Source organism: Vibrio sp. 1727 (assembly GCF_033344415.1).
In the GTDB taxonomy this organism is placed as follows: Bacteria; Pseudomonadota; Gammaproteobacteria; order Enterobacterales; family Vibrionaceae; genus Vibrio; species Vibrio alginolyticus.
The window spans coordinates 87,601-113,109 of the sequence record NZ_JAWPOT010000018.1 but is presented as its reverse complement, the minus strand read 5'-3'; the positions used below and the strand labels follow the sequence as shown (position 1 = coordinate 113,109).

The 25,509-nt window shown below is 44.2% G+C and carries 22 protein-coding genes; 8 read left to right on the top strand and 14 right to left on the bottom strand.

The features are described from left to right. Positions 1–8 precede the first annotated feature (8 nt). The 5 genes from pheS to R8O10_RS17355 all read right to left on the bottom strand — a co-directional run bounded on the left by pheS (position 9) and on the right by R8O10_RS17355 (position 6,597). Entirely contained in the window at positions 9–992 is a 984-nt protein-coding gene (gene pheS / locus R8O10_RS17375; RefSeq protein WP_005385470.1) for a phenylalanine--tRNA ligase subunit alpha, read from the bottom strand. A gap of 192 nt (positions 993–1,184) precedes the next feature. Next, entirely contained in the window at positions 1,185–2,360 is a 1,176-nt protein-coding gene (locus R8O10_RS17370) for a hypothetical protein (RefSeq protein WP_412035167.1), read from the bottom strand. Positions 2,361–2,370: 10 nt separating this feature from the next. Then, positions 2,371–3,162 carry an outer membrane lipoprotein-sorting protein gene (locus R8O10_RS17365; protein ID WP_005377908.1) on the bottom strand — a complete coding sequence of 264 codons (792 nt, stop codon included), beginning with the start codon at positions 3,160–3,162 and terminating at the stop codon, positions 2,371–2,373. Positions 3,163–3,180: 18 nt separating this feature from the next. Further along, on the bottom strand, positions 3,181–5,559 hold the full coding sequence (locus tag R8O10_RS17360) for an efflux RND transporter permease subunit (RefSeq protein WP_054574058.1): 2,379 nt from the start codon (positions 5,557–5,559) through the stop codon (positions 3,181–3,183). 249 nt (positions 5,560–5,808) lie between these two features. Continuing rightward, positions 5,809–6,597: a TetR/AcrR family transcriptional regulator gene (locus tag R8O10_RS17355; RefSeq protein WP_005377913.1), complete on the bottom strand. Its 789-nt coding sequence runs from the start codon at positions 6,595–6,597 to the stop codon at positions 5,809–5,811. A 270-nt stretch (positions 6,598–6,867) separates the two neighbouring features. Here R8O10_RS17355 and R8O10_RS17350 point away from each other — a divergent pair, with 270 nt between their 5' ends. Then, complete coding sequence (locus R8O10_RS17350) at positions 6,868–7,053, top strand: hypothetical protein (RefSeq protein WP_005377915.1); 186 nt, start codon at positions 6,868–6,870, stop codon at positions 7,051–7,053. On the opposite strand, the gene R8O10_RS17345 is transcribed toward R8O10_RS17350, so the two are convergent. The 6 genes from R8O10_RS17345 to thrS all read right to left on the bottom strand — a co-directional run bounded on the left by R8O10_RS17345 (position 7,046) and on the right by thrS (position 11,922). Next, on the bottom strand, positions 7,046–7,855 hold the full coding sequence (locus R8O10_RS17345) for a helix-turn-helix domain-containing protein (RefSeq protein ID WP_005385480.1): 810 nt from the start codon (positions 7,853–7,855) through the stop codon (positions 7,046–7,048). The two genes, R8O10_RS17350 and R8O10_RS17345, sit on opposite strands and share 8 nt — an antisense overlap. 366 nt (positions 7,856–8,221) lie before the next feature. Further along, on the bottom strand, positions 8,222–8,539 hold the full coding sequence (locus R8O10_RS17340) for a heavy metal-binding domain-containing protein (RefSeq protein WP_033905144.1): 318 nt from the start codon (positions 8,537–8,539) through the stop codon (positions 8,222–8,224). A 189-nt stretch (positions 8,540–8,728) separates the two neighbouring features. After that, positions 8,729–9,082, bottom strand: a complete 354-nt coding sequence (gene rplT, locus R8O10_RS17335; RefSeq protein WP_004727974.1) for a 50S ribosomal protein L20 — start codon at positions 9,080–9,082, stop codon at positions 8,729–8,731. Between the two features lie 40 nt (positions 9,083–9,122). Beyond that, complete coding sequence (gene rpmI / locus R8O10_RS17330) at positions 9,123–9,317, bottom strand: 50S ribosomal protein L35 (protein WP_005377932.1); 195 nt, start codon at positions 9,315–9,317, stop codon at positions 9,123–9,125. 121 nt (positions 9,318–9,438) lie between these two features. Then, positions 9,439–9,990, bottom strand: coding sequence for a translation initiation factor IF-3 (gene infC, locus R8O10_RS17325; protein WP_080276913.1), 552 nt, complete (start codon positions 9,988–9,990; stop codon positions 9,439–9,441). Positions 9,991–9,993: 3 nt separating this feature from the next. Then, entirely contained in the window at positions 9,994–11,922 is a 1,929-nt protein-coding gene (gene thrS / locus R8O10_RS17320; protein ID WP_005395892.1) for a threonine--tRNA ligase, read from the bottom strand. Between the two features lie 403 nt (positions 11,923–12,325). On the opposite strand from thrS, the gene R8O10_RS17315 reads away from it, so the two are divergent. Next, positions 12,326–13,303, top strand: coding sequence for a DUF3187 family protein (locus R8O10_RS17315; RefSeq protein WP_054576442.1), 978 nt, complete (start codon positions 12,326–12,328; stop codon positions 13,301–13,303). 6 nt (positions 13,304–13,309) lie between these two features. Here R8O10_RS17315 and R8O10_RS17310 read toward each other — a convergent pair whose 3' ends face one another. Continuing rightward, the gene (locus tag R8O10_RS17310) at positions 13,310–14,053 is read right to left on the bottom strand and encodes a sporulation protein (protein ID WP_065274406.1); all 744 of its coding nucleotides are present in this window, start codon (positions 14,051–14,053) and stop codon (positions 13,310–13,312) included. A 248-nt stretch (positions 14,054–14,301) separates the two neighbouring features. Here R8O10_RS17310 and hutC point away from each other — a divergent pair, with 248 nt between their 5' ends. The 6 genes from hutC (at position 14,302) to R8O10_RS17280 (ending at position 21,780) form a co-directional block, all read left to right on the top strand. After that, complete coding sequence (gene hutC / locus R8O10_RS17305) at positions 14,302–15,009, top strand: histidine utilization repressor (RefSeq protein WP_005385493.1); 708 nt, start codon at positions 14,302–14,304, stop codon at positions 15,007–15,009. Between the two features lie 129 nt (positions 15,010–15,138). After that, entirely contained in the window at positions 15,139–16,389 is a 1,251-nt protein-coding gene (gene hutI, locus R8O10_RS17300) for an imidazolonepropionase (protein ID WP_086046655.1), read from the top strand. Between the two features lies 1 nt (position 16,390). Beyond that, positions 16,391–17,401, top strand: coding sequence for a formimidoylglutamase (gene hutG / locus R8O10_RS17295; RefSeq protein ID WP_213889998.1), 1,011 nt, complete (start codon positions 16,391–16,393; stop codon positions 17,399–17,401). Positions 17,402–17,474: 73 nt separating this feature from the next. Continuing rightward, positions 17,475–19,172 carry a urocanate hydratase gene (gene hutU / locus R8O10_RS17290; RefSeq protein WP_318191573.1) on the top strand — a complete coding sequence of 566 codons (1,698 nt, stop codon included), beginning with the start codon at positions 17,475–17,477 and terminating at the stop codon, positions 19,170–19,172. An 11-nt stretch (positions 19,173–19,183) separates the two neighbouring features. After that, positions 19,184–20,719, top strand: a complete 1,536-nt coding sequence (gene hutH / locus R8O10_RS17285) for a histidine ammonia-lyase (RefSeq protein ID WP_213960443.1) — start codon at positions 19,184–19,186, stop codon at positions 20,717–20,719. A 335-nt stretch (positions 20,720–21,054) separates the two neighbouring features. After that, positions 21,055–21,780, top strand: coding sequence for a DUF3581 domain-containing protein (locus R8O10_RS17280; protein WP_017821813.1), 726 nt, complete (start codon positions 21,055–21,057; stop codon positions 21,778–21,780). Positions 21,781–21,890: 110 nt separating this feature from the next. On the opposite strand, the gene R8O10_RS17275 is transcribed toward R8O10_RS17280, so the two are convergent. Together R8O10_RS17275 and R8O10_RS17270 are read right to left on the bottom strand one after the other, a co-directional pair. Then, positions 21,891–22,352 (bottom strand): methyltransferase family protein, encoded by a 462-nt coding sequence (locus R8O10_RS17275; RefSeq protein ID WP_005377951.1) that lies wholly within the window; start codon positions 22,350–22,352, stop codon positions 21,891–21,893. Between the two features lie 73 nt (positions 22,353–22,425). Continuing rightward, on the bottom strand, positions 22,426–25,461 hold the full coding sequence (locus R8O10_RS17270) for an FAD-binding and (Fe-S)-binding domain-containing protein (protein ID WP_318191572.1): 3,036 nt from the start codon (positions 25,459–25,461) through the stop codon (positions 22,426–22,428). Between the last annotated feature and the right edge of the window lie 48 nt (positions 25,462–25,509).

The following is a 25,509-nucleotide window of genomic DNA, read 5'->3' as shown; positions in this document are numbered from 1 at the left end:
CCTCTGGATTACTTGAACTGTTTTAGGAAACGAAGATCGTTCTCGAAGAACGCACGTAGATCGTTCACGCCGTAACGAAGCATTGTTAGACGCTCAACACCCATACCGAATGCGAAACCAGAGTATTTTTCAGGATCGATACCTACGCTACGTAGCACGTTCGGGTGAACCATACCGCAGCCTAGTACTTCTAACCATTTACCGTTTTTGCCTTTCACGTCTACTTCAGCTGAAGGCTCAGTGAATGGGAAGTAAGATGGACGGAAACGTACTTCTACTTCTTCTTCGAAGAAGTTACATAGGAAATCGTGCAGGATGCCTTTCAGCTGAGCAAAGTTTACGTTCTCATCAACCAGCATGCCTTCCACTTGGTGGAACATTGGCGTGTGCGTTTGGTCGTAGTCGTTACGGTATACACGGCCTGGTGCGATGAAACGGAATGGTGGTTTACCATTTTCCATCGTACGGATCTGTACGCCTGACGTATGAGTACGAAGCATCAAGTCTGGGTTGAAGAAGAAAGTATCGTGGTCAGTACGCGCTGGGTGATCAGCTGCGATGTTTAGCGCATCGAAGTTGTGGAATGCATCTTCGATCTCTGGGCCAGCCTCGGTGTTAAAACCAAGTTCGCCAAAGAACTTCTCAATACGCTCTACAGTACGAGTTACTGGGTGTAAACCACCGTTTTCAATACGACGACCTGGTAGTGTTACGTCGATTGTTTCTGCTGCTAGTTTCGCTTCAAGCTCAGCACGTTGTAGTGCATCTTTACGAGCTGCGATAGCTTGCTGAACGACGCCTTTCGCTTTGTTGATCTCTTGACCAGCTTCACGGCGTTCTTCTGGTGGTAGTTTGCCTAGGCTTTGAAGTTGAGCAGTTAGCTCACCTTTTTTACCCAGATACTGAACACGCACTTCATCAAGTGCGACTAGCGATTCGGCAGCTTCAATTGCAGTGCTCGCGCTAGCAATGATCTCTTCTAGATGTTGCATCGTTTCCTCATCTACCTGTAGGTAGTGTCCATAAGGGAGTGATTGGTTTTTTTGATAGCTGTACATAGTAGCCAAACCGGGCACCAATGCCAAATTGAATTACGAAAAGAAGAGGTTATTGAATAAAAAGAGCACAAAAACGTCAAAAATGTCATCTTTAGTTAATCTGCCGTTTAGTTGTGCCCTTTTGTTTTAGAAATAGTATTGAATAGATAGCTCGATAAAATCGTCATCTCTAGCGAAGTAGAGCAAATCATTTGGTGTTTCATTTTTAAACAACCAAGGATCAATTTGCCACTTAACGTGATTCGATATTCGGCTCGACGCCTCTAACTTAGCATTGTAAACATCAGCGTTATCTAAATCCTTCGTGATTCCCGTCAATACTTCCGTTCCGTCCTCATCATTGAGCGCCCAACGAATACCTGCAAACACATCATTTTGACCGATAGTTTGTGCGTTGTTCCCACGACTGTCATAGAGGTACTCACCAATAACCCCCACATCCCAAACCGTGTCAAATGCACCGACGAAGGTATACTCAAAACCCGTCACAAGACCGACATGATTATCAGCACTATCTCGATAAATACTTTCCAGTTTCCATAACCAATCGCCAACGATTCCTTGCACATCCAGACCGACATGACTCATCAGAGCGTAGTAAGGCTTTAATTCTCCGTATTCAAAACGAAAGTAAGGATCCCGGTTTGTTCCATATAAATAGCTTAGGCCTACGTCCCAATCGCCAAGCATTTTCGAATATCGAAAAGCCACATCTACGTGCTTCTCTTCTCTGCTTGATTCATAGATAGCATCACCAGAGACAACGGGTTCGGTTCGCAAGCGGCCATCTGTACCCGCAAACGTTCGTTCCCTAAAGTAAGGTAACAACATTGCGTGGACGGTGCCCCAGTCTTTGAAAGAGGTAAAATGTAACATCGGCTGACCGAGTTTATCTTCACCATCGACGGCTTCAATGGCATCTGTTTGGTTTACTACATCAACTAAATGGGCTGATTCAGTCACTCCCCAAAAGACCTTACTAATCCCAACTCGAAGCTCATAATCATCCCAATAAGTCAGATAAAGTGCCTCTCGTATGTCGCCATGACTTCGCTCATCGTCTAGACCATCCAGACGATAGAAAGGTGTGAAAGTAAAGTTTGCATCACCATTTTGCATCTCCCAGTAAAATTCTGGCTGCAAAACCAATGACGTTTGCGCTTTGCTCTGACCCTGAGAGCCCGTTTTAAAAAACTGACGATGCTCAATATTGACTTGTCCTGCGAGCTCGACGGCAGTCAGAGGCATCGAGTAAAAAAAGGCTGCTGCACTAAGCAACAACCCAACATTTAATCGCTTCATTTTTCCTCCACTACCTCACTCGCTTCAACACATTCTTATGAAAGTCATTTTCTTGTAATCCAGTGTTAAAACGCATTTCGCTAGTCGTTAGCTCAGTACTTTTTCCTGTTTGATGGTTTGTCATCGCCATAGTGTGCGCTCGCCAATATTGGTTGAGATATTGCTTGTAATCGGAAAAAGAAAGCGTTTTTAACAAAGAGCCTTTGCGGTCGTAAAACTCAACTTTAAGTGGACGATAATGCGCTTTATCTAACCACACCGTTTGCTTGGTATAACCTGAGTTCTTATCGGTCGGAATTTGCTCTACGACGAAAACATCTTGCCCGTTTATGCTGTCATCTTTTAGGTAGTTGAAACGGTATTTTTCAATCTCAAAGGAACTGAGATCCTCATACGCGAATTCACTGCCCATAAAAGGACCTGATTTGTTACGCGAGGAAATACGTTTCACACGTTTCAGTGCAGGAAGGTAAAGCCATTGGTCATCTGCACCCACCGTATGAGAATGGTTGAGAAACGCCGTGCCTTTTACATCTCTCGGTTCATCAAATATCGTGAGCCCTTTGTCCCCATCGCCATCAACTTCAAGTGATTGTAAGCGCATTAAACGTGTGCTGCTTTCTCCTTGCGCGTTTCGCAGAATCATTTGCATCGTAGCAACAGAATCCCCCCACCCTTCATCACGGGCTTTGCGCTCTTGGGCAATTTCTAGTCCTTTGGCTTCATCCGCCAACACCGCATGACTCATAATAAGCGAGACAGAAAGTACTGATACTTTTAAGGCATTTTTTACTAAATTCATGTTCAATCCTTTAATTCGTTATGACTGAGTAACAGTCTTGGTTTGAGAGTCAGTTGATTTAAGCTTATTTCGGCGCTCCACCTCGTCGTAAACGCCTTTGTCAAACAACATCAGTAGAGTCGGTAGGAAGATGAAATCCACAACAAGGGCAATAAAGATGACAATGGCACTCAGCTGTCCCATATCGGCATTTAAACGGAAGCTCGACATCGCCAGAACAGAGAAACCAGCAACAAGCACGACCGTCGTAATCCAGAGTGCGCGCCCCACGGTACGAAAGGCGTAGCGAACCGCTTGCTCCGCACTGTGGCCATCTTTACGAGCGTGTTGATATTTAGAAAGAAAGTGAACGGCGTCATCGACAACAACACCAAGCGTTAATGTCACAACGACAGACAATCCCAAGTTAATCTCGCCAGAAACCAGCGCCCAAATACCAAAACCAATAAGCGCAGGAGCAATATTCGGGACAAGACTAATTAAGCCAAGCTTGAACGAACGCAAGGCAAAGATCAGTAATGCAGAGATTAAGACAAGAGTAATGGGCAAGGTTGACAGCATGCTGGCCATATTCGTTTCACCAATATGCGCAAACATCAGTGAAGGACTAGACGCAACAACATCATATTGAGGCGCGTTTTCGTTAAACCATTGGTAAATGCGATTTTCCAAATCAACAAGCTCGACGCTGCCCAAGTTCTCCACGGTGAGAACCATCTTGATCGACGACTTATCTACATTGATTTGGTTGTTCAAATCTAAACCATACGGTAGTGACATTTCATAAAGCAGCAGATATTGAGCCGCTAATTCTCTGTCTTGAGGGAGCGAGTAATAAGCCTGATCATCTCCATGCATGTTCTTGTTTAGGCGCTTATAAACATCGCTCAAGGTCGCAACATGGTCCGTTTCTGACTGCAACCTTAGCCAGTCAGTAAATTTACCCACGGAATTGAGAAAATTAGGATCGGCAATGCCCTGCGATTCGTTGGTTTTTATCGCGATACTGATGTTCGCCATGCCACTGATTCGCTCTTCCATAAAATCAGCCGCTCGGCGAAATTCATTGCTATGGCCAAAGTACTCGACGGATTCATCATTGACTTTGTTCAGCGGAATCAAGCTCGCACTCGCGACAATAACAAGCACCGACAACGGCAATAACGCATGTCGCTTTGACACCACGAAATCTCCTAAATGATCCATAAAGTGCTTTCTTTCATCAGAAGTATCCGACTTCACCGTAACCGGAAGGATATTAAGCAAGGAGGGAAGTAACGTGATGGAAAGGAAACAAGCAACCATGACGCCAAGGGCTGATAGGTTGCCGAAATCTCTCAGGATTGGAGAATCCGACATATTCATCATTAAAAAGCCGATCGCGGTGGTAATGGAGGTAATCAAGATAGGCATGAAATTGAGCGCAATACTTCGCTCAATAGAGTGGGCTTTACTAAAGCCGTTTTGCATAGACTGACGCATTGTCGCGATGATGTGTACACAGTCTGCGACGGCAAGCGTCATCACCAAGGTAGGCACATTAACGGTCGCCGTGCTTAAGAACATACCAGCCCATCCTGACAAGCCCATTGTAACCATAACCGAGCCGATAATAACGATGAGTGTCGCGATGACGCTAAGCAATGAGCGCAACATGATGGTCAGAAACACCAATATCACTAGTAACATAGTAGGCACTAATGTTGCGCTATCATCTTGGGCTGCGGTCATAAACGCGTAGTTCATTGCAATAATACCAGCCTTATGGAATTCCGTGTCTGGGTACACTTGCTGATAACGCTCAATCATTCCGTTTATGTAAGCAACCACCTCTTGTACTTCAGCAGTTTTATCTATTTCAGGGAGTTGGACCGTAATGTTTACGACCGTGACATCTCCTTTTTCAGAAATCAGTGAACTTTTCAAAACCGGCTCACTCAACGCAATACTTTTGACTTTCTCTACTCGTTGAGGTGTCAATTCATATTCGCTATACAGTAAATCTTCGACAAGAAGATCATCTTCAAACGCTTCGGTATGCTGGTAGTTGGCGAGGGAATCAACGCGGGTCGAGTATGGAACTTGCCACGCCTCGTCAGTGATCTGCTGAATAAGAGATAATGTGCTAGGAGTAAAAACAGTGCCGCTCTTTGGCGCTATAACCAAAGCAAGACTGTCAGATTTTGCAAAGGTGGTTTGAATTTCATCAAACGCAAGTAACTGCTCATTTGTTCCATCAAAGAAGATGTCGTAATCTCCTCTAAAGTAAAGATTTTTTCCTCCAATGGTTGCTATGACAATCAATAAAACGGTAGCAAGCATCACCAATACACTGTAATTCGTTGGTAGCTTACCCCACCCTGAACGGGCGTATTGTTGAACGTTGTGATGTGGCATCACACTCTCCTTTTGTGACGTTTCGTCAAATTTAAAAACTAAAAAAACAGCAAATGCTGTAAATAACCAGACAAACTCGACATGCAAACTTTAGATCGAATGAATTTGGCTACATAAGTTAGTTTTTAGTAACTTCCTATGCTTCTCGTGATCATTGGCTGAACGCCAACCTTCGAGATTTAATGACGATTCGTCACAATAGTGCGATAAAAAAGCCAACCATAACGTCAGATTGGCCTTTCCAGTTTATCAGCGATTCACTGACTCTAAATAAGCAAGCTCTTCACTAAATAACTCCTGCTCCACTCGACGCCAGGTTTTACGGTAGTCCCATTCTGTAGATAAAGGCGACCAACCTAAACCATCAAGTAACATATTCGCGTTGTGCAGTACTGAGAATGGGTCTTGAATTCGCTGAATACATCGACTGTTCGATGCATTTTGCGCCAAAGCGTTTGAACCGAAGGCAATAGACCAGTTGGCGAATACAATAGCATCTGAACCAATTGCGGGAGAAAACTTAAGATCACCACATTCTACCGCATTGTTCACTAGCGCATCAGCACCATCTATTACTTGTTCTTCCAAGTTATTCAGTTCATTCACACGTTTAGGCGAAGCCTTCTCTAGAACCCAAGGCGTCTTTGCAACAATCGCACAGGTTGATAGTACTGGCTCCATACGAGCGTAAATACGATAACCTACATGCATCGCAATGATTTTTTCTCTGGTATTGCCATTAAATTTGGCGGTACGTTCGAAAAATATTGCTTCGCTTTTCAGCGAATGAATACAAAGCGCAAGAATCACATCTTCTTTGCTGCAAAAATGATTGTAGATCGTCCCTTTAGAATAAGGGCTTGACGCTGTAAGCTTGTCCATCGTTAAGTTGGCAAAGCCTTGCTCTTGAACTAAAGACTTAGCCAATTGAATAAGCTCTATCTCACGATCAGCAATCGCCTGTTGCTTTTTTGTTAGCCCTGAAGACACACGACATCCGTCTTGCTTGCTATATTTTTTACAGCGAAAGTTAAACATAATCCTTTGATCCGTATACCAACACACTCCCAATAATTGTAACACGATTCTTTAATACAGGAACGCAACTAAAGTTGACGAACCGTCATAAATGACACTTCGTCATAATAGATCAAAAAACAAACATTTCAAGTATGAATTTATAATTAGAAGATAAATAGCTACCAATTATGCATACCCAAGTAGCTACAGGATGCTTGGTTCAACGAGAATGGTTTCTTTGTAGAGGAAGCGAGAGAGGCTTTGGGAGGAACAACGAAGGAAATCAGCATGTTAAAAATAACGAAAGTAGATGCTGAACAGGTATTATTCGAAATAAGCCCAAAACACTTTAAGTCTGAATTAAGAGCAAACACCGCTGAATGCCCTACTTACAAAGTATTTGCTGTCTTAGGCTTTTTCTTTTGCAACGCCCTTTCAGAAACTCTCTTCAAAAAAGGCTCAAAATCTATATAGATAGGCTTGGCTTATCACCTGCAGCTGCGATGGCATAACGAATATCATCAATAAATCGCCCCTCTGTCTCAATAATGCCGTCAGAGAATGTGACTGGCTGATGTGGCCCAGCAAGTAGAACAATATTAGTAAAATCAGAGACATTAAAGTTCTCTGCTACAACATTTTTGGAATGAAAATCGATGACGGTCTTTGCGACTTGATCTTCCAGTAACAAAAGCTGTTCTTCGGTAATTTTCATACGCGCCAAAGCAACGCGAACACACTTATCGTGGGTAGTCGTCTGCTCTTTTATGATTTCTGTATATTTGTCGTTGAGCTTGGAGTTCTCTGCATAGCTATAATATAAAGGCCCGTGCAGCGTTATATTTTTATCTTCATCAACGTAAACGAGATCCAACAACTCTAATGCTTTTAAGTAATCAGACATGCTCTGCTCAGACAAGTCATACTTTTTCTTTAAAATAGAATAACCGTCTTTACCTCGAAGCATTCTCAATTCACGATAAAAGTCGTAAAGGTGAGGGAATTGAAAGAATACCTCATCCTGCGTACGACTAAAGTAATCCTCGTCTTCACCTTGCAATTGATTTGCGAGCTTTTGTAGTTCATCTAACGTGCAATCAACCGCTCTACAATATTCCAGCAACTTATCTAAAGCGAGATTCGTGCTTGTAAGATGTCTCTTAAAGGTAGATAGTGGCATACCCATTTTCTCAGATAGCTCTCGATATGTTAGCCCTTTTGTTTTAATCGCTTGGCGTAATGCGGCTAGCAAGTATTCGGGAGTCAGATCTCTCATCTACAATTCCTTTTGGCAATGTTACAGCTGTATAGTATTTGTAACAATTTAGAACCGCTTGGCAAGGTATAAGTTCATATTTTTATAAGAAAAACATGAATTAATATACTGAAAGTAGAATTCACACAACAAATGAAAAATTCAATATGAATTCAATTTCATTATAGATATAAAATAATATGCAAAATAAAAGTAAAGCAATCACTCTAAATTATCGTGATTAATTTTAATAGTAACGTAAAGTTGAGAATATAAATCTATTCGCTCTGCAAAAATCTAGAATAATTAACCTAAAAGGAACAGAACGGTAAATGCATAATAATTCACCGCTCTCTATTAGCATTTTTGCAATGCTATTCAAGTAGACTAGTCCGCTAGTTTCACTGCAGTACCAAATGCCAAAATTTCCGAAGAACCATCTACGATTGAGCTTGTGGTAAATCGAATCCCTACAATTGCATCGGCACCTTTAGATTCAGCGTCCGCCACCATGCGCTGTATAGCAATATCACGCGCGTCGGTCATCATTTCCGTGTAACCACGAATTTCGCCGCCAACAATGCTCTTGATACCCGCCATGAGGTCACGGCCAATATGCTTTGATTGAACAACATTACCAGTTACAACCCCTCTGATTTCAGAGATCTGCTGGCCAGGAATGCTTTCGGTCGTTGTGTAGATCATTTTTAATCCCTTATAAACGTAAAAATTTATACCCAAGCTACCTTATAACTAACATAAGATGCTAACCAATAAATTGAGAAGACTGATAAACAATACTCTAAATAGCCAAGCTAAAAGTCATTTGGGTATAAATTTTAGCAATAAAAAAGGAGAGCTAATGCTCTCCTTCTCTTAATCCTAAACTGCTAATTAAAGAGCAGCTTTCGCTTTTTCAACTAGAACTGCAAATGCAGCTTTGTCGAATACTGCGATGTCCGCAAGGATCTTACGGTCGATCTCGATAGATGCTTTCTTAAGACCGTTGATGAAACGGCTGTAAGATAGACCATTTTGACGAGATGCCGCATTGATACGTGCAATCCATAGTTGACGGAATTGACGTTTCTTAGCGCGACGGTCACGGTAAGCGTATTGACCAGCTTTAGTAACTGCTTGGAAAGCTACGCGGTAAACGCGTGAACGCGCACCGTAGTAACCTTTAGCTTGTTTTAGAACTTTCTTATGACGTGCACGAGCTTGTACACCACGTTTTACGCGAGGCATTATGCTTCTCCTAAACTAAACGATTGATAACTAAAAAGAATTAAGCGTATGGCAACATACGGATTACTGCAGCCACTTCACATTTTGGAAGGATTGCATTTGGACGTAGTTGACGCTTGTTCTTAGTAGTACGCTTAGTCAGGATGTGACGTTTTGTAGCGTGCTTGTACTTAATACCACCAGCAGTTTTCTTAAAACGCTTAGCAGCACCTTTGTTGGTTTTCATCTTAGGCATGATGAATAACTCCGCATTGAGTAGGTTTAATAAACAACGTAATTAGGGCGAACAAAACCGAGCCGTTATGCCTTTATCGAAAGGAAAGCGGCTAGGTTTTAATTACTTGATGAGCCGTTAATTACTTCTTTTTAGGGGCTAGCACCATGATCATCTGGCGACCTTCAATCTTCTTAGGGAAAGATTCAACTACAGCAATTTCTGCAGTATCTTCCTTAAGACGATTTAGAACGTCAACACCGATGTCTTGGTGTGCCATCTCTCGGCCACGGAAGCGAATTGTTACTTTCACTTTGTTGCCTTCTTCAAGGAAACGCGTCAGGTTGCGTAGTTTTACCTGATAGTCTCCAATATCAGTTCCAGGACGGAATTTTACTTCCTTGATCTGGACCTGCTTTTGCTTCTTCTTCTGCTCTTTAGCAGTTTTGCTCTTCTCGAAGAGGAACTTACCATAGTCCATCACACGACAAACAGGTGGCTCGGCGTTAGGACTGATCTCAACGAGATCCATACCAGCTTCTTCAGCAGCTGCAATGGCTTCTTGAATCGATACAACACCAACTGATTCACCGTCAGCGCCTGTTAGTCGAACTTCACGAATACCACGAATTTCACCGTTGATACGGTGCGGGTTTTGTTTTACCGGCTGTTGGCCACGTCTTCCGCCTTTAATAGCTTATTCCTCCAGATTGAGCTTACGGCTAGAGATCTCGTCTTGGATGTATGCAATAAAATCATCCACTTTAAATTTACCAAGATCTTTACCTTTACGAGTACGCACTGCAATTTCGCCAGCTTCCATTTCTTGGTCACCAACAACAAGCATATACGGTACACGCTTCAAAGTATGTTCGCGGATTTTAAAGCCAATCTTCTCATTTCTCAAGTCCGCTTTAGCTCTAATTCCACTTTTTTGTAGTTTTTGTACTATTTCTTGAACATAACCTGACTGTTTATCAGTAATGTTCATAAGAACTGCTTGTTCTGGCGCCAACCAAGTTGGGAAGAAACCAGCATATTCTTCGATAAGGATACCGATGAAGCGCTCTAGTGAACCTAGAATCGCACGGTGAATCATTACCGGTACAAGACGTTCATTGTTTTCACCTACATAAGTTGCACCTAAGCGACCTGGTAGGTTGAAGTCTAGCTGGACAGTACCACACTGCCACGCACGGTCTAGACAATCGTATAGTGTGAATTCAATCTTAGGACCGTAGAACGCACCCTCGCCTTCTTGAATTTCGTATGGGATATCCATCGATTCAAGAGACTGCTTCAATGCTTCTTCAGATTGATCCCAGATTTCATCTGAACCTACACGTTTCTCTGGACGAGTAGACAGTTTCACTACGATGTTGTCGAAACCAAATGTTTGGTACGTATCGTACACCATCTTGATACAGTTTGTTACTTCTTCTTGAATTTGGCTCTCAGTACAGAAAATGTGAGCGTCATCCTGAGTAAAGCCACGTACACGCATAATACCGTGTAGTGCACCAGATGGTTCGTTACGGTGACATGAGCCAAACTCAGCCATACGTAGCGGTAGGTCGCGGTACGATTTTAGACCTTGGTTGAAGATCTGTACGTGACCTGGACAGTTCATTGGCTTAATCGCGTATTCACGGTTCTCAGAAGAAGTTGTGAACATTGCATCAGCGTATTTGTCCCAGTGCCCAGAGCGTTCCCAAAGAACACGGTCCATCATAAGTGGACCTTTCACTTCTTGGTAACCGTACTCATCTAGCTTAGCGCGGATGAATACTTCTAGATCACGGAAGATAGACCAACCATTGTGATGCCAGAACACCATACCCGGTGCTTCTTGCTGCATGTGGAATAGGTCTAGTTGCTTACCAATCTTACGGTGATCACGCTTCGCCGCTTCTTCTAGGCGAGTTAGGTGCGCTTTCAGTGCTTTCTTGTCGTGGAAAGCCGTACCGTAGATACGTTGAAGCATTTTGTTGTCGCTGTTACCACGCCAGTAAGCACCTGCAACATTCAGCAAAGTGAAGTGTTGACAGAAGCTCATATTAGGAACGTGAGGACCACGACACATGTCGATGTATTCTTCATGGTGGTAAAGGCCTGGACGATCATCACGAGATACGTTTTCGTCTAGGATTTCAACTTTGTATGGTTCGCCACGTGATTCAAACGTATCACGCGCTTCCTGCCAGCTTACTTTTTTCTTAACCACTTCGTACTTGGTTTTCGCTAGCTCTTTCATACGCTTTTCAATCTTTTCAAGATCTTCTTGCGTTAGAGATTCGTCTAGGTCGATATCGTAGTAGAAGCCATTGTCGATGGTTGGACCGATCGCCATTTTAGCTTGAGGGTAAAGCTGCTTAAGAGCGTGACCAAGAAGGTGAGCACAAGAGTGACGAACGATTTCTAGACCGTCTACTTCATCTTTAACTGTGATGATTTCAAGGCTTGCGTCTTCTTCAATTAGATCACACGCATCAACGCGGTTACCGTTTACACGACCAGCGATAGTTGCTTTTGCAAGACCAGGACCGATCGATTGCGCAACTTCCATAGTAGAAACTGGGTTGTCAAATTGACGCTGACTGCCGTCAGGAAGAGTAATAATAGGCATGCTATGTCCTTTACAGTGGTGTTGCACACCAAGCAACACATGTTATTCAAATTAGAAGCTATTTGTAGAAAATAGTTGAGAGTCAATAAAGGCCTCTCGGTAACACGAATACCGGACCGTTATCGAAAATGGGATTGTACCTAGCTCACATTTAGAATGCAAAGCGCGATTTTGTTTTGTCATAAGAACTTAACCGCAGACCCGTCACGACAATCTGATCATGCTTTTTTAAGAGACCGCATAGCTGATGAATGGAATTGCCCCTCGATGAACTTACACAACAAATTACAATATCCCCTATTACGTGTGAACCGATACAAAGCCTAACACGCTGGGCGAGAGCTCAACGTGCGATTTAGGTATATAGTTGTTTTATAGAGTAGTTTGTATGTAGGTATTCATCATGGTCTATTTCAAATCGCGCTTTATGGTGCTTCTAAGCACCTCGATATGTTCTTTGCAAGCCTTCGCATCAAGTGACTTATATGGCCCGCTGCGTTCTTACGCACAATCCCCAATGCAAGTGGTTAGTCACACCAACATACTACGTTCAGGACACAGTCTGCCCTCTGGGTTTGTCGAAGCTTATGGTTCGGGAACCGTGGCAAGTGTTTGGGCTCATACTGATGAATACGCACTGGACTATTACCACAATCAAATCGAATTAGGCAGCAAATGGCAAGTCAGCAACCGTTGGCAGTGGGAGCTCAACTATCGATGGGTCTTTGCCGCTGACAACCATTTAGATGGACTGACGAAAAGCTTCCATAAACTTTTCGGTATCGGACAAAATGGGCGGGATAAAGTAGACAGAGATCGTTTTTACATTTCAATGCCGCAATATGATGTGCTTGAAGATGATTTCGAAGGACAAACACTGGCCAATAACCTATCTACTTACTTACAGTATCAAGTGTTCCAAAATGAACATCACGGCCTATCGATTGGCGGCAGTTTGTATTTTAACGATGTGGCTCACGGCACTTTTCAAGGTAGCAGTTTCGAGCAAGGCTTCCAATTAAACTACAGCTACTTAAGTGATGCTCATGCATTTTATTCGATGATTGGCATGACTTTTCGCTCGGATGACCGTGCCTTGCTCGATCTGCCCTATCGACATAATACGATTGCCATTGCGGGTGGGTACCGTTATGCCTTAGAAGATAACCATCACCTGATGTTGGAATATCATTGGTATCAAGGCTCAACAGAAGGGCCCACAGAGTTTGCTGATGCCTCTAATGAACTGGTATTAGGCTATCGATATCTAATGGAAAATTCAGCGCTTGAGTTTTTAGCCGTAGAGAACGCAAGAAACATGGATAACAGTACCGATATCGCTTTCACAATAGGATATCGGTACATATTTTCATCAAGTTGATGAGAGCTATAGATTTAGCGTTGGTGCAACTGCGGCTGCGACTTGAGCATCGGTTGCATTGATCGGCAACGTAAACGAGCGATATTGGTCACCAGCCAAACTGAGCGAACGGTCAATCTCTGCCAAACAATGCACGACCTGCCCTTCCAGAATAAAAGAGAGCTCAATTTCTTTTGATGAGATAAAGCCGTTGTTACGGAACTCTAGCTCTTGATAAATACCAGAGCGAGAGGCAAACGAGCCACCGCGCAAAAAGCCTTTTTCAACATCGGCTTTAACCATTGTGAAACCAGCTTGCTCGATCGCTTGAATAACCCGAGATGCTACTGGTAGTGGTTTCACTTCAATATAATCACGGTCACGCGGATCAATTGCAAAATCAATATCTAACGTCGTCTCGACCCAAACATGACATTGATTCTTAAGTGCGCTAACCGCAGTAATTGGCGTTTCATCATGCAATTTTAGCTCAAACGGAACCTGCTTTTCTTCATTAGGTCGAATCACAAAAGGGTCAACTGCTTTCAATTGATCAATAGTGAAGGTTTGGTAACTTACGCTATCATCCACTTCGACTTTCATTTCCGTGTTCAATTTAATCGTAATAGCATCAATTTGTTGTTCGACGTCTCCGCCTTTGATATGAACATGCCCTTTCAGCGTCGCTCCTTGAAACACGCTCATTTCGTCCAAAATGGTATCTACTTTTGCAGAGCCGATCCCCAGTGATGCTTTCAATTTTTTAAACATACTTTTCCTTTTTTAGCGATTTTTCTTCTAATAATCGTTTGTTTACACAATTGTTTTCTGCTGTGCAAGCAATAGACCACAAGAAAATGTTTGAATTCAATCATCAATCCAAATAATGCTCAGCAGCAAGAGTCATTCAGCTCTGCAATAGGATTGCTCGGTCACTAAGCGGTACATTCGTCGAGAAATGTTTGCAATTTGTACCTAAATTAAGCAGTATTTGTATAGTCAAATAAAGGGAGATCATTATGTCTGCACCACTCTACATTCAAATTAAACAATTTATCCTGGATAAAATTGATGCTGGAGAGTGGGTAGTTGGTCATCGCATCGCCACCGAGATTGAGCTTACCGAGCAATTTGGTGTCAGTAGAATGACAGTGAACAAAGCAATTCGGGATTTAGTAAATGAGGGCCGATTACAACGTCGCCCACGCTTAGGCACGTTCGTGTGTGATCCTGGTGAAAAGTCAGAATCTCCCCTGCTAGACATTCGAAACATTGCCGAAGAAGTCAGCGATAGAGGGCGAAAGTATGGCAGTAAAGTGCTCAAACAGATTGCCATAAAAGCAGATGACAACATTGCGACAAAACTCGGCGTTATGCTAGGCACGACAGTGTTTTACAGTGAAATTATTCACTATGAAGACCAAACGCCGATTCAACTGGAGCTCCGCTGGGTGAATAGCCAATATGCCCCGAGTTATTTAAATCAAGACTTCACACAAATCACTCCAAATCAATACCTGTCAGATAATTGCCCACTCAGCGCGATAGAACATACTGTAGAGGCAATTGTGCCTGAAAGCCGTATTAAGCAAGACTTAAAAATGCAAGCCAATGAACCTTGCCTTCTCTTGAATCGCAGAACGTGGAGCCAAGATAAGTTAGTCAGTACCGCCCTACTTTATCACCCTGGTAACAAATATAAGCTGAGCTCAAAAGTGCTCATTTAAGGACAAGATTTATCCTCTAGATCTACGTTTTGATCACATTTTAGCAACATCAATCTTGTCAGTGTTCTTATTTTGCTCTATTTATTTGTATATACATTTAATGATACAAATAAACACAGGGACACAAACATGGATTTGCTGATTGAAAACGCACGTCTAGTTACCATGCAATCGGGAGAATGCGGATACCTTCCAACGCCTCCAGCGCGCATTGGTATTAAATCTGGAAAAATCGTTGCGATCAGTACTTGTGCCATTGGTGAAGACGCACCGCAAACCGAGTCTCTGCTGTCTGCCCAACATTACGCTCAGAGTATCGACCTTCAAGGCAAGTTAGTTCTGCCAGGTTTGATCGACTGCCACACTCATCTTATTTACGCGGGCAATCGTGCCAACGAATTTGAAATGCGCTTAAACGGCGTGCCATATCAAGAAATTTCCAAACAAGGCGGTGGGATACTTTCAACGGTGCATGCGACGCGTTCAGCAACCGAAGCGCAATTAGTTGAGTTAGCGTTGCCACGTTTAGACGGGCTACTCGCGAGCGGCGTCACTTCTGTCGAAGTGAAATCAGGCTACGGATTGACACTGAATGATGAAGTAAAAATGCTCCGTGCAGCCAAAATGCTTGAACAAGAGCGCAAAGTTAAAATCACCACTACACTTCTCGCCGCTCACGCCATTCCGCCAGAGTTCCAAGGTCGTGCAGATGATTATATTGAGCACATTTGTCAGGACATAATCCCTGTTGTCGCAAAGGAAGAATTAGCTACGAGTGTCGATGTTTTTTGTGAATCGATTGGTTTCAATCTTGAACAAACAGAAAAAGTGTTTGTAGCTGCAAAACGCCACGGCTTAAAGGTTAAAGGGCATACTGAGCAACTTTCTAATCTCGGTGGTACAGCCCTCACTGCGCAATACAACGGTCTGTCAGCGGATCACATCGAGTTTTTAGATGAGCAAGGTGTTAAAGCACTTGCTCGATCAAACACCGTCGCCACTCTATTGCCTGGCGCTTTTTATTTTCTAAGAGAAACTCAGTTACCACCGATTGAGTTGTTGAGAGAGCATAACGTGCCGATGGCAATTGCTACGGACGTCAACCCAGGTACATCACCATTTTCTGATCTCACACTCATGCTGAATATGGCGTGCACGCTATTTCGCCTTACACCGCAAGAAGCACTGCGTGGTGTAACGCAACATGCAGCCAAAGCTCTGGGTTATCAAAACTCACGTGGCGAAATCAAAGTAGGGTTTGATGCGGACTTCTCTATATGGGATATCGAAAGCCCTGCGGATTTAAGCTATCAAGTCGGAGCAAAACGTCTGGTAGGTCGTATAGTAAATGGTGAATACATTTCACACGGAGGCCAATAATATGTCTCAATTCGACCTACACTCTCCCCTATTTCATTGGCAAGGCCGTCATGATGCCGAGGACGGCAAGCTTGGTCAGCGAATTCATCACGTTGTTCAACGCCAAAAAGCAGATGAGTTGAGTGCCGTTGCGCATGGCGTCTCATTACTCGGTTTTGCTACCGACGCTGGCGTTGCGAGAAACAAAGGACGCATTGGCGCGAAAAAAGCGCCAGACTTAATCCGACGAGCACTCGCTAATTTAGCATGGCACCAAGACGCCCCACTATATGACTTAGGTACTGTGGTGTGTGAAGACGACTTACTGGAAGAGAGCCAAGCTCTATGTGCAGCAACCATTTCAAGCGCACTGCCCCATACGCCAGTCATCGTGCTGGGTGGTGGGCATGAGATTGCGTGGGCCTCGTTTTCCGGCTTAGCGGAATATTTTAAAGCGCACCATCCAGAGAAGAAGCCTAAAATCGGCATTATCAATTTCGATGCGCATTTCGATTTGCGCGCATTCGAGAGTAACCTCGCCGACATAAGACCGAGTTCTGGTACACCCTTCAACCAAATTCATCATTTTTGTCAACGTAACGATTGGGACTTTCATTACGCTTGTATTGGTGTAAGCCGCAGTAGCAACACTAAAGCGCTATTTGAAAAAGCAGATGCGTTAAATGTTTGGTATGTAGAGGACAATCAGCTCTGCTACTTAAACCACAGTTATCACTTAACTCAGCTTCAGCATTTTATTGACGACTGTGACCACCTCTATTTGACCATTGATCTGGATGTATTTCCTGCCGCAACCGCACCTGGAGTCAGCGCACCAGCAGCTCGGGGAGTGAGTTACGACACTATTGCACCCTTTTTAGAGCGAATTCTTCATTACAAAAATAAGCTAATGCTGGCTGATATCGCCGAATACAACCCAAATTATGACGTCGATAGTCAAACTGCACGATTAGCTGCCCGTTTGTGTTGGGATATCGCCAACGCAATGGCGGAAAAACAGCACAAACCATAATGCATCCCAGATGCCACTGATTATTACGACCAAGCAAGTACTTGGTCATCACGAGAAACTAAAGGAGTCTGAAATGACACAGCGCCAGGGACAAGATCCACGACTTGATACAAGCAGAACAATTCGTGCACCTCACGGAGATAAACTGCGCGCAAAATCTTGGCTAACCGAAGCCCCTCTTCGTATGCTGATGAACAACCTTGATCCTGATGTTGCAGAACATCCACATTCACTGGTTGTATATGGCGGCATTGGCCGAGCAGCGCGAAACTGGGAGTGTTACGACAAGATTGTTGAAGTACTTGAAAGACTCGAAGATGACCAAACGCTTTTAGTTCAATCAGGCAAGCCTGTTGGTGTTTTCCCTACCCATAAAAACGCCCCACGCGTGCTTATCGCAAACTCAAACCTCGTTCCTCATTGGGCAAACTGGGAACACTTCAACGAGCTAGATAAACAAGGCTTGATGATGTACGGCCAAATGACCGCTGGCAGCTGGATATACATTGGATCGCAAGGTATCGTACAAGGCACATACGAAACGTTCGTATCTGTTGCAAAAAAACACTTTGATGGTGAAGCAAAGGGCCGTTGGATTCTAACAGGTGGTCTCGGTGGCATGGGTGGTGCTCAACCTCTCGCTGGTACAATGGCGGGCTTCTCCATGATTGCAGTAGAGTGTGATGAATCACGTATCGATTACCGCCTACGTACAGGCTATGTCGATAAGAAAGCGGCTTCTTTAGATGAAGCGCTAGCTATCATTAAAGAGTCAGACACACCAGTATCGGTTGGTCTACTAGGTAATGCAGCAGACGTTTTCTCTGAGCTGGTAGAACGTAATATCACGCCTGATGTCGTAACAGACCAAACGTCTGCACACGACCCGCTCAATGGCTATTTACCACAAGGCTGGAGCATGTCTCACGCAGCAGAAATGCGTTTGCAAGATGAAGCAATGGTCGTAAAAGCAGCGAAAAAATCCATGGCTGTGCAAGTTCAAGCGATGTTAGAGCTGCAAAATCGCGGCGCCGCAACACTCGACTACGGTAACAACATCCGCCAGATGGCCTTGGAAGAAGGCGTAGAAAACGCATTCGATTTCCCTGGCTTCGTTCCAGCCTACATTCGTCCTCTATTCTGTGAAGGTATCGGTCCTTTCCGTTGGGCTGCTCTCTCTGGCGATCCTGAGGACATTTATAAAACCGACCAAAAAGTAAAAGAGCTAATTCCAGATAATCCGCACTTACATAACTGGCTAGATATGGCTCGCGAACGCATCAAGTTCCAAGGTTTACCTGCGCGTATTTGCTGGGTTGGTCTTAAAGATCGTGAGCGTCTTGGTCAAGCATTCAACGAAATGGTGAAAAATGGCGAACTTAAGGCGCCCGTTGTCATTGGTCGAGACCACTTAGACTCTGGCTCTGTAGCAAGCCCGAACCGTGAAACCGAAGGTATGATGGACGGTTCTGACGCCGTATCAGACTGGCCATTATTAAACGCGCTACTCAACACGGCGGGCGGCGCAACTTGGGTTTCACTACACCACGGTGGTGGCGTAGGTATGGGCTTCTCGCAACACTCAGGTATGGTTATCTGCTGTGACGGCAGTGAAGATGCCTCAGAACGTATTGCCCGCGTGCTGCATAACGACCCAGCAACAGGCGTGATGCGTCATGCTGATGCGGGATACGATATCGCTAAACAATGTGCAGCAGAGCAAGGGCTAGATTTGCCAATGCTCAACGAAGAACTGAAGAAGCTCAAGTAAGGATGAAAGAGATGTTAAATTTAACGCTAAAGCCAGGTCATATTAGCTTAAACGAACTACGCCAAGTGAGCCGTTCACCAGTCAACCTTACTTTGGATCCTGAAGCCATTCCGGCCATTGAAGAAAGCACGCAAGTCGTAGACCGAGTCATCGCGGAAGATAGAACGGTTTACGGAATTAACACTGGTTTTGGGCTATTGGCTAACACACGAATAGCACCAGAAGATTTAGAAACACTTCAACGCAGTATCGTTCTTTCTCATGCGGCAGGTATCGGTGAGTTTATGTCAGATGAAACGGTTCGTCTGATGATGGTATTAAAAATCAATAGTCTGTCTCGTGGCTTTTCTGGGATTCGCCTAAAAGTCATTAATATGCTGACCGACCTAGTCAACGCACAAGTTTACCCTTGCGTACCTAAAAAGGGCTCTGTTGGCGCATCAGGTGACTTAGCTCCTCTAGCCCATATGAGCACTGTATTACTGGGAGAAGGACAAGCTCGCCACAACGGTAAAATCATTTCCGGGCAAGAAGCATTAAAAATCGCAGGTCTAGAGCCTATCACTCTGGCGCCAAAAGAAGGCTTAGCGCTACTAAATGGGACTCAGGCATCCACAGCGTTCGCATTGGAAGGCCTGTTTATCGCGGAAGACCTTTTCGCGTCAGCAACCGTTTGTGGTGCAATGTCTGTTGAAGCCGCTCTCGGCAGCCGACGTCCATTCGATCCGCGCATTCACCGTGTACGTGGTCATCGCAGCCAGATGGACGCAGCACTCGCATACCGTCATTTGTTAGACACATCGAGTGAAATAGGTGATTCGCACACTAACTGTGAAAAAGTACAAGACCCGTATTCTTTGCGCTGTCAGCCTCAAGTGATGGGCGCGTGTTTACAGCAAATCCGCAATGCGGCGGAAGTATTACAAGTAGAAGCGAACTCCGTATCAGATAATCCATTGGTGTTTGCTGAAGATGGTGACATCATCTCTGGCGGTAACTTCCACGCTGAGCCTGTTGCAATGGCAGCCGACAACCTAGCACTTGCGATTGCCGAGATTGGCAGCTTGTCTGAACGTCGTATGGCATTACTTATCGATAGCGCGCTATCAAAACTGCCACCGTTCTTAGTCGACAATGGTGGTGTGAACTCTGGTTTCATGATTGCTCAGGTTACCTCTGCTGCGTTAGCAAGTGAAAACAAAACACTCGCTCACCCAGCGTCAGTAGACAGCTTGCCAACATCTGCAAACCAAGAAGATCACGTGTCAATGGCAACATTCGCGGCTCGCAGATTGAAAGAAATGGGCGAAAACACTCGCGGTATTCTGGCGGTAGAATACCTCTCAGCAGCACAAGGCCTAGACTTTAGAGCACCAAACAAGTCCTCTGAGCGTATTGAGATTGCGAAACAAATGTTGCGTGAAAAAGTATCGTTCTACGATAAAGATCGCTACTTTGCTCCAGACATTGAACAGACAAATACTCTGCTTAAGCTGGCTATCCACAACACGCTCATGCCAGAGAGCTTGTTACCAAGTGTTCAATAACCAAGCATAACTGGCATTTCATCGAATAAACAGATAATGACTTGAAGGCTCTACGTTCAGCGTGGAGCCTTTTTACATACGATTAAACATGTTTATGGCACTATTTATGAACGCCAGTCTACTTTGATGGCTATACTTTAAAAGATAGGCGAGCGAAAAGGTCGTTGTTTATTGTTTTCACAAATAAAAGCGTTGCTAAAGTATGCGTTTTTAACGGTTTATCCGCCGAAATAGTGTCTTATTGTTAGGATACGGTGAAGTTATCACTGGATGGACCATTGCTACGCAGATATTCGCATATAATCCCACACAGTTTTGGTTACTACGTAAAAATTATGTTTCTAACACCTTATTTTTCAAACACTAATCACCAGTTTCAGTTCACTCGCGAACAAGCAAGCCACTTTGCAAAACGTGTCGCAGGTGACTACAACCCAATTCATGATGAAGACAACAAACGCTTTTGTGTCCCTGGGGATTTACTTTTCGCAGTGCTCCTTAGTAAAGAAGGCGTTAGCCAAAAGATGCGTTTTAACTTCTCTGGCATGGTAAACGATGGTGTAGCACTTCATATTGAAAATAAGTGTGACAAAGAAAGCGCTGTTGTTGACGAGGCAGGTAAAGAATACTTACACATGTCCCGTGAAGGTGAAACTAACCACGATCCGGCATTTATTGAGCATGTAGTGACAAATTACGTGCAATTTTCTGGTATGAACTTCCCTCACATCATGGTTCCTCTTATGGAAGAGAAGCAAATGATGATCAACTGCCAGCGTCCATTAGTTATTTATGAAAGTATGGAAGTCGAATTTTCACGCTTAGACCTTACGCATCCAGAGGTGGATTTCACTGGCGCAACATTCGACGTAGAAGGAAAACGAGGTGTAGTCACCTTAAACTTTGCGTTCAAAGAAGACGGTGAAGTCGTTGGCAAAGGTATTAAGCGCATGGTTGCAAGTGGCTTGAAACCATATGACCAAGAAGCGGTTGACGACCTTGTACGCCGCTTTAATGAACGTAAGGATGCATTCCTAGCAAAGTTCGTTAAGGCAGCCTAGTCGACTGCCCTATCAGAAGCGCACAAAAAACGTGTTTACTAAAAGAAAGCCCAACATCGACCGTTGGGCTTTCTTTTTATGTCTCATCCAAACAAAACTAAACGCAATGCTTAGAGCCAACGACGAACATGGTTTTTATAATCCACATACTCTTCACCAAACAATCGCTCTAAAACGCGTTCCTCAGGCTTGATTTGAAACCGATTCATATAACTGACAAATATCACGCCACAAAGCACCACACTCAAGTGCTGCCACCACAAACCAGTTGCTATGATTAGAAGCAATAATGCCGTGTACATAGGGTTGCGTGAAAAGGCAAACACACCAGTTCTTACAACAGAAGATGCCGCTTCAGGTTTTACTGGGTTCACTGTGGTTTTTACTTTGCGAAATTCATACACGCCAGCAATGCCCATGTAGCCAGACAACAAAGTTAATACACCTACTACAAATTCAACAAAGGGTACTCGAATGTTCATGCTCGGCGTCAAAACTTTAAGTCCGTACATCAAAAGTATGACTAGCAAAAACACCACAACAGGTGGGACTTTGAGTTCAAGTTTTCTCAAGATTCATATCCTTTGAAAGGGTCTAAATACGGTTTCTAAAAAGCCCAGTAAAACTGGGCTTGATTTAGTCCGATTACAACAAAGTTAACAATGCCTGAACGGGATGCTTGGGCTTCGTTCCTTCAAAGCGTTTAACTTGGCTGCGGCAAGAATAGCCTGTAATCAAACATCTCTCGTTATCCAACTTATCTAAGCTTGGCTTCCAGCTTAAATTGTAAATATCTTTCGACATCGACAACTTATCAACCTCATGACCAAACGTACCCGCCATACCACAACAACCAACAGGTACCGTATTCAAAACTGCACCAAAGTGAGCAAAAATAGCGCCCCACTCTTTTTCCGCATTTGGCATTTTGGTTTTTTCAGTACAGTGCGCAAACAGATACCAAGGTTCCTGCGCCTTATGCTCTCCGCTTTCAAACGCTTCTAGTCTTGGGTAAAGCCATTCGTGGGCTGTTAGTACATCGAAATTACCTCGCTTACTGCCAAGCACTTCAGCGTATTCATCTCGATAACACAGCACCAAAGCAGGATCGACGCCAACTAATGGGATATCCAAATCCGCTACCATCGCCAAGAACTTCGCTGTGTCGGCTGCTGTGTCCTTAAACTGACGTAAAAACCCTTTAATGTGTTGTGCTTTACCATTCGGCTTAAACGGCAGAAGCACCGGATTCATGCCCAGCTTTTTCAATAACTTAACGAAGTCTTCAACGACATCAGCGTCGTAGTAGCTAGTGAATGGGTCTTGAACAATTAAAACATGCTTGCTCTTTTCAGACGAAGACAAACCACTGAGCGCTTGCAGATCATAAGGCGTTGTCAGCGACTCTACTCGTTGTTTCAAGGTGGGTACTGATAACAACGGCGCATCGACATACCCGACCGTAGATGCCGTTAAACTTTTCACCCACGACTGCTTCAAAACACCATTTACGACACCTGGCGCTTTTGCCATCATCGGCAGCATAGTCTCAATGTTCGCAACCAGATAGTCTTTTGCAGGACGTTGATAACGAGAGTGATAGATGTTTAAAAAACGTGAGCGAAAGCTCGGAACATCGACTTTAATCGGACACTGACTCGCACACGCTTTACACGCCAAACAACCATTCATCGCTTCATACACTTCGTGAGAGAAGTCATACTCGTGACGACGATTGATAGAATGACGTACGCGGTCAATCATGGTTTTGATTGATGTTTTGTTTTCTAGTGTTTGCTTTTCTAAGTCAAGAATATCAATGCCTTGCTCAGTAAGCTGACGCAACCACTCGCGAACCAAACCCGCACGACCTTTCGGTGAATGACGACGATCGGCTGTTACTTTCATCGATGGACACATTGGCGAGCTGGTATCATAGTTAAAACACAAACCGTTACCGTTACATTCCATCGCTTGTTTAAAGCTGTCACGTACTTGAACGTCAATCTGACGGTCATAGTAACCACGTTTGGTATCGGTAACTTTGACAAGCTCTGCATCACTATCCAGCGGTGTACAGATTTTGCCCGGGTTCATTTTGTTGTGTGGATCGAATGCCGCTTTCACACGTCTCAGTTCAGTAAACAACTCGTCGCCGAAAAACTCAGGGCCATATTCTGAACGGAAACCTTTGCCGTGTTCACCCCACATCAAACCGCCGTATTTCGCCACCAGCTTGACCACTTCATCAGAAACTTCGTGCATCAATGCTTCTTGGTGCGGGTCACACAAATCCAACGCAGGACGTACGTGAAGCACCCCAGCATCGACGTGACCAAACATGCCGTAATTCAGAGACTTGCTGTCTAACAGTTCTCGAAACTCTACAATGAAGTCCGCCAGGTTTTCTGGTGGCACACAGGTATCTTCAGCGAATGCGACCGGTTTAGCACGACCTTTTGCTGCGCCTAACAAACCCACCGCTTTTTTACGCATGTTGTAAATACGCCCAATGCTAGCTACATCGTTACAAACTTGGTAGCCGATAATGCCCGCTTCTTCTGTTTCCAACATGGTATCGAGCTTGGCGGTCAATGCTGCAACCTGAGCAGCAACTTCCTCTTCGTCCTGACCTGCGTATTCCACCATATTGATGCCAAGCATCTCTTTATTTGGAACATCGGTAAGTAAATCGCTCACGGTGTGCCAAACGATATCTTGCTTCGCGAGATTAAGCACTTTCGAGTCAACGGTTTCTACAGATAGCGCTTTCGCTTCTACCATCAACGGTGCATTACGCAGCGCAGAGTCAAAGCTGTTGTATTTAACGTTAACCAAAGTACGTGCTTTCGGAATTGGCGTTAGATTTAGCTTCGCTTCGGTAATAAATGCCAATGAACCTTCCGCGCCGCAAAGTACTCGTGTGATATCGAAACGGTCACCGTCTTCATTCAAGGCATTTTTTAAATCGTAGCCCGTTAAAAATCGGTTAAGAGGAGGAAACTTATCTACGATCTGCTGGCGTTTTTCACGACATACGGATTCCGTTACACGTAGCGCCTTGGCAGCAAACTCGCCTTCTTTTGGGTAACCATGAGACAAGTCCGACTCTAAAATTGAACCATCAGCAAACACCGCTTGTAGCGACAAAACATGCTCGGATGTTTTTCCGTATTTCAGAGAACCTTGACCAGAAGCATCGGTGTTGACCATGCCGCCAATCGTTGCACGGTTACTGGTAGATAAGTCTGGAGAGAAGAAGTAGCCATAAGGGCGAACAGCGTCATTTAACTGGTCTTTCACTACACCAGTTTGTACACGAACCCAGCCTTCTTTCTCATTAATCTCAAGCACTTTGTTCATGTGGCGAGACATATCCACCACAATACCTTTGGTTAGCGACTGACCATTGGTCCCTGTGCCGCCACCACGAGGTGAAAAGGTAATTCGTTCGTACTTTTCTTTATTGCTCAGTTTCCCGAGGAGAGAAACATCTTCTGTCGTTTTGGGATGAACGACAGACTGAGGAAGTTGCTGGTAAACACTGTTGTCAGTGGCAACCGCTAGTCGGCTTGAATATTGGCTTTCGATATCACCAGTGAATCCGGCATGCTCAAGCTCTTTCAGAAAACTAAGAACAAGAGGATCGACATCAGTTTGCGAGTGTAATCTTGGTAACATTTGCTTCCTGCCCCTACGACGCTGATCCGATCAGCTGCGGGTTGTGTA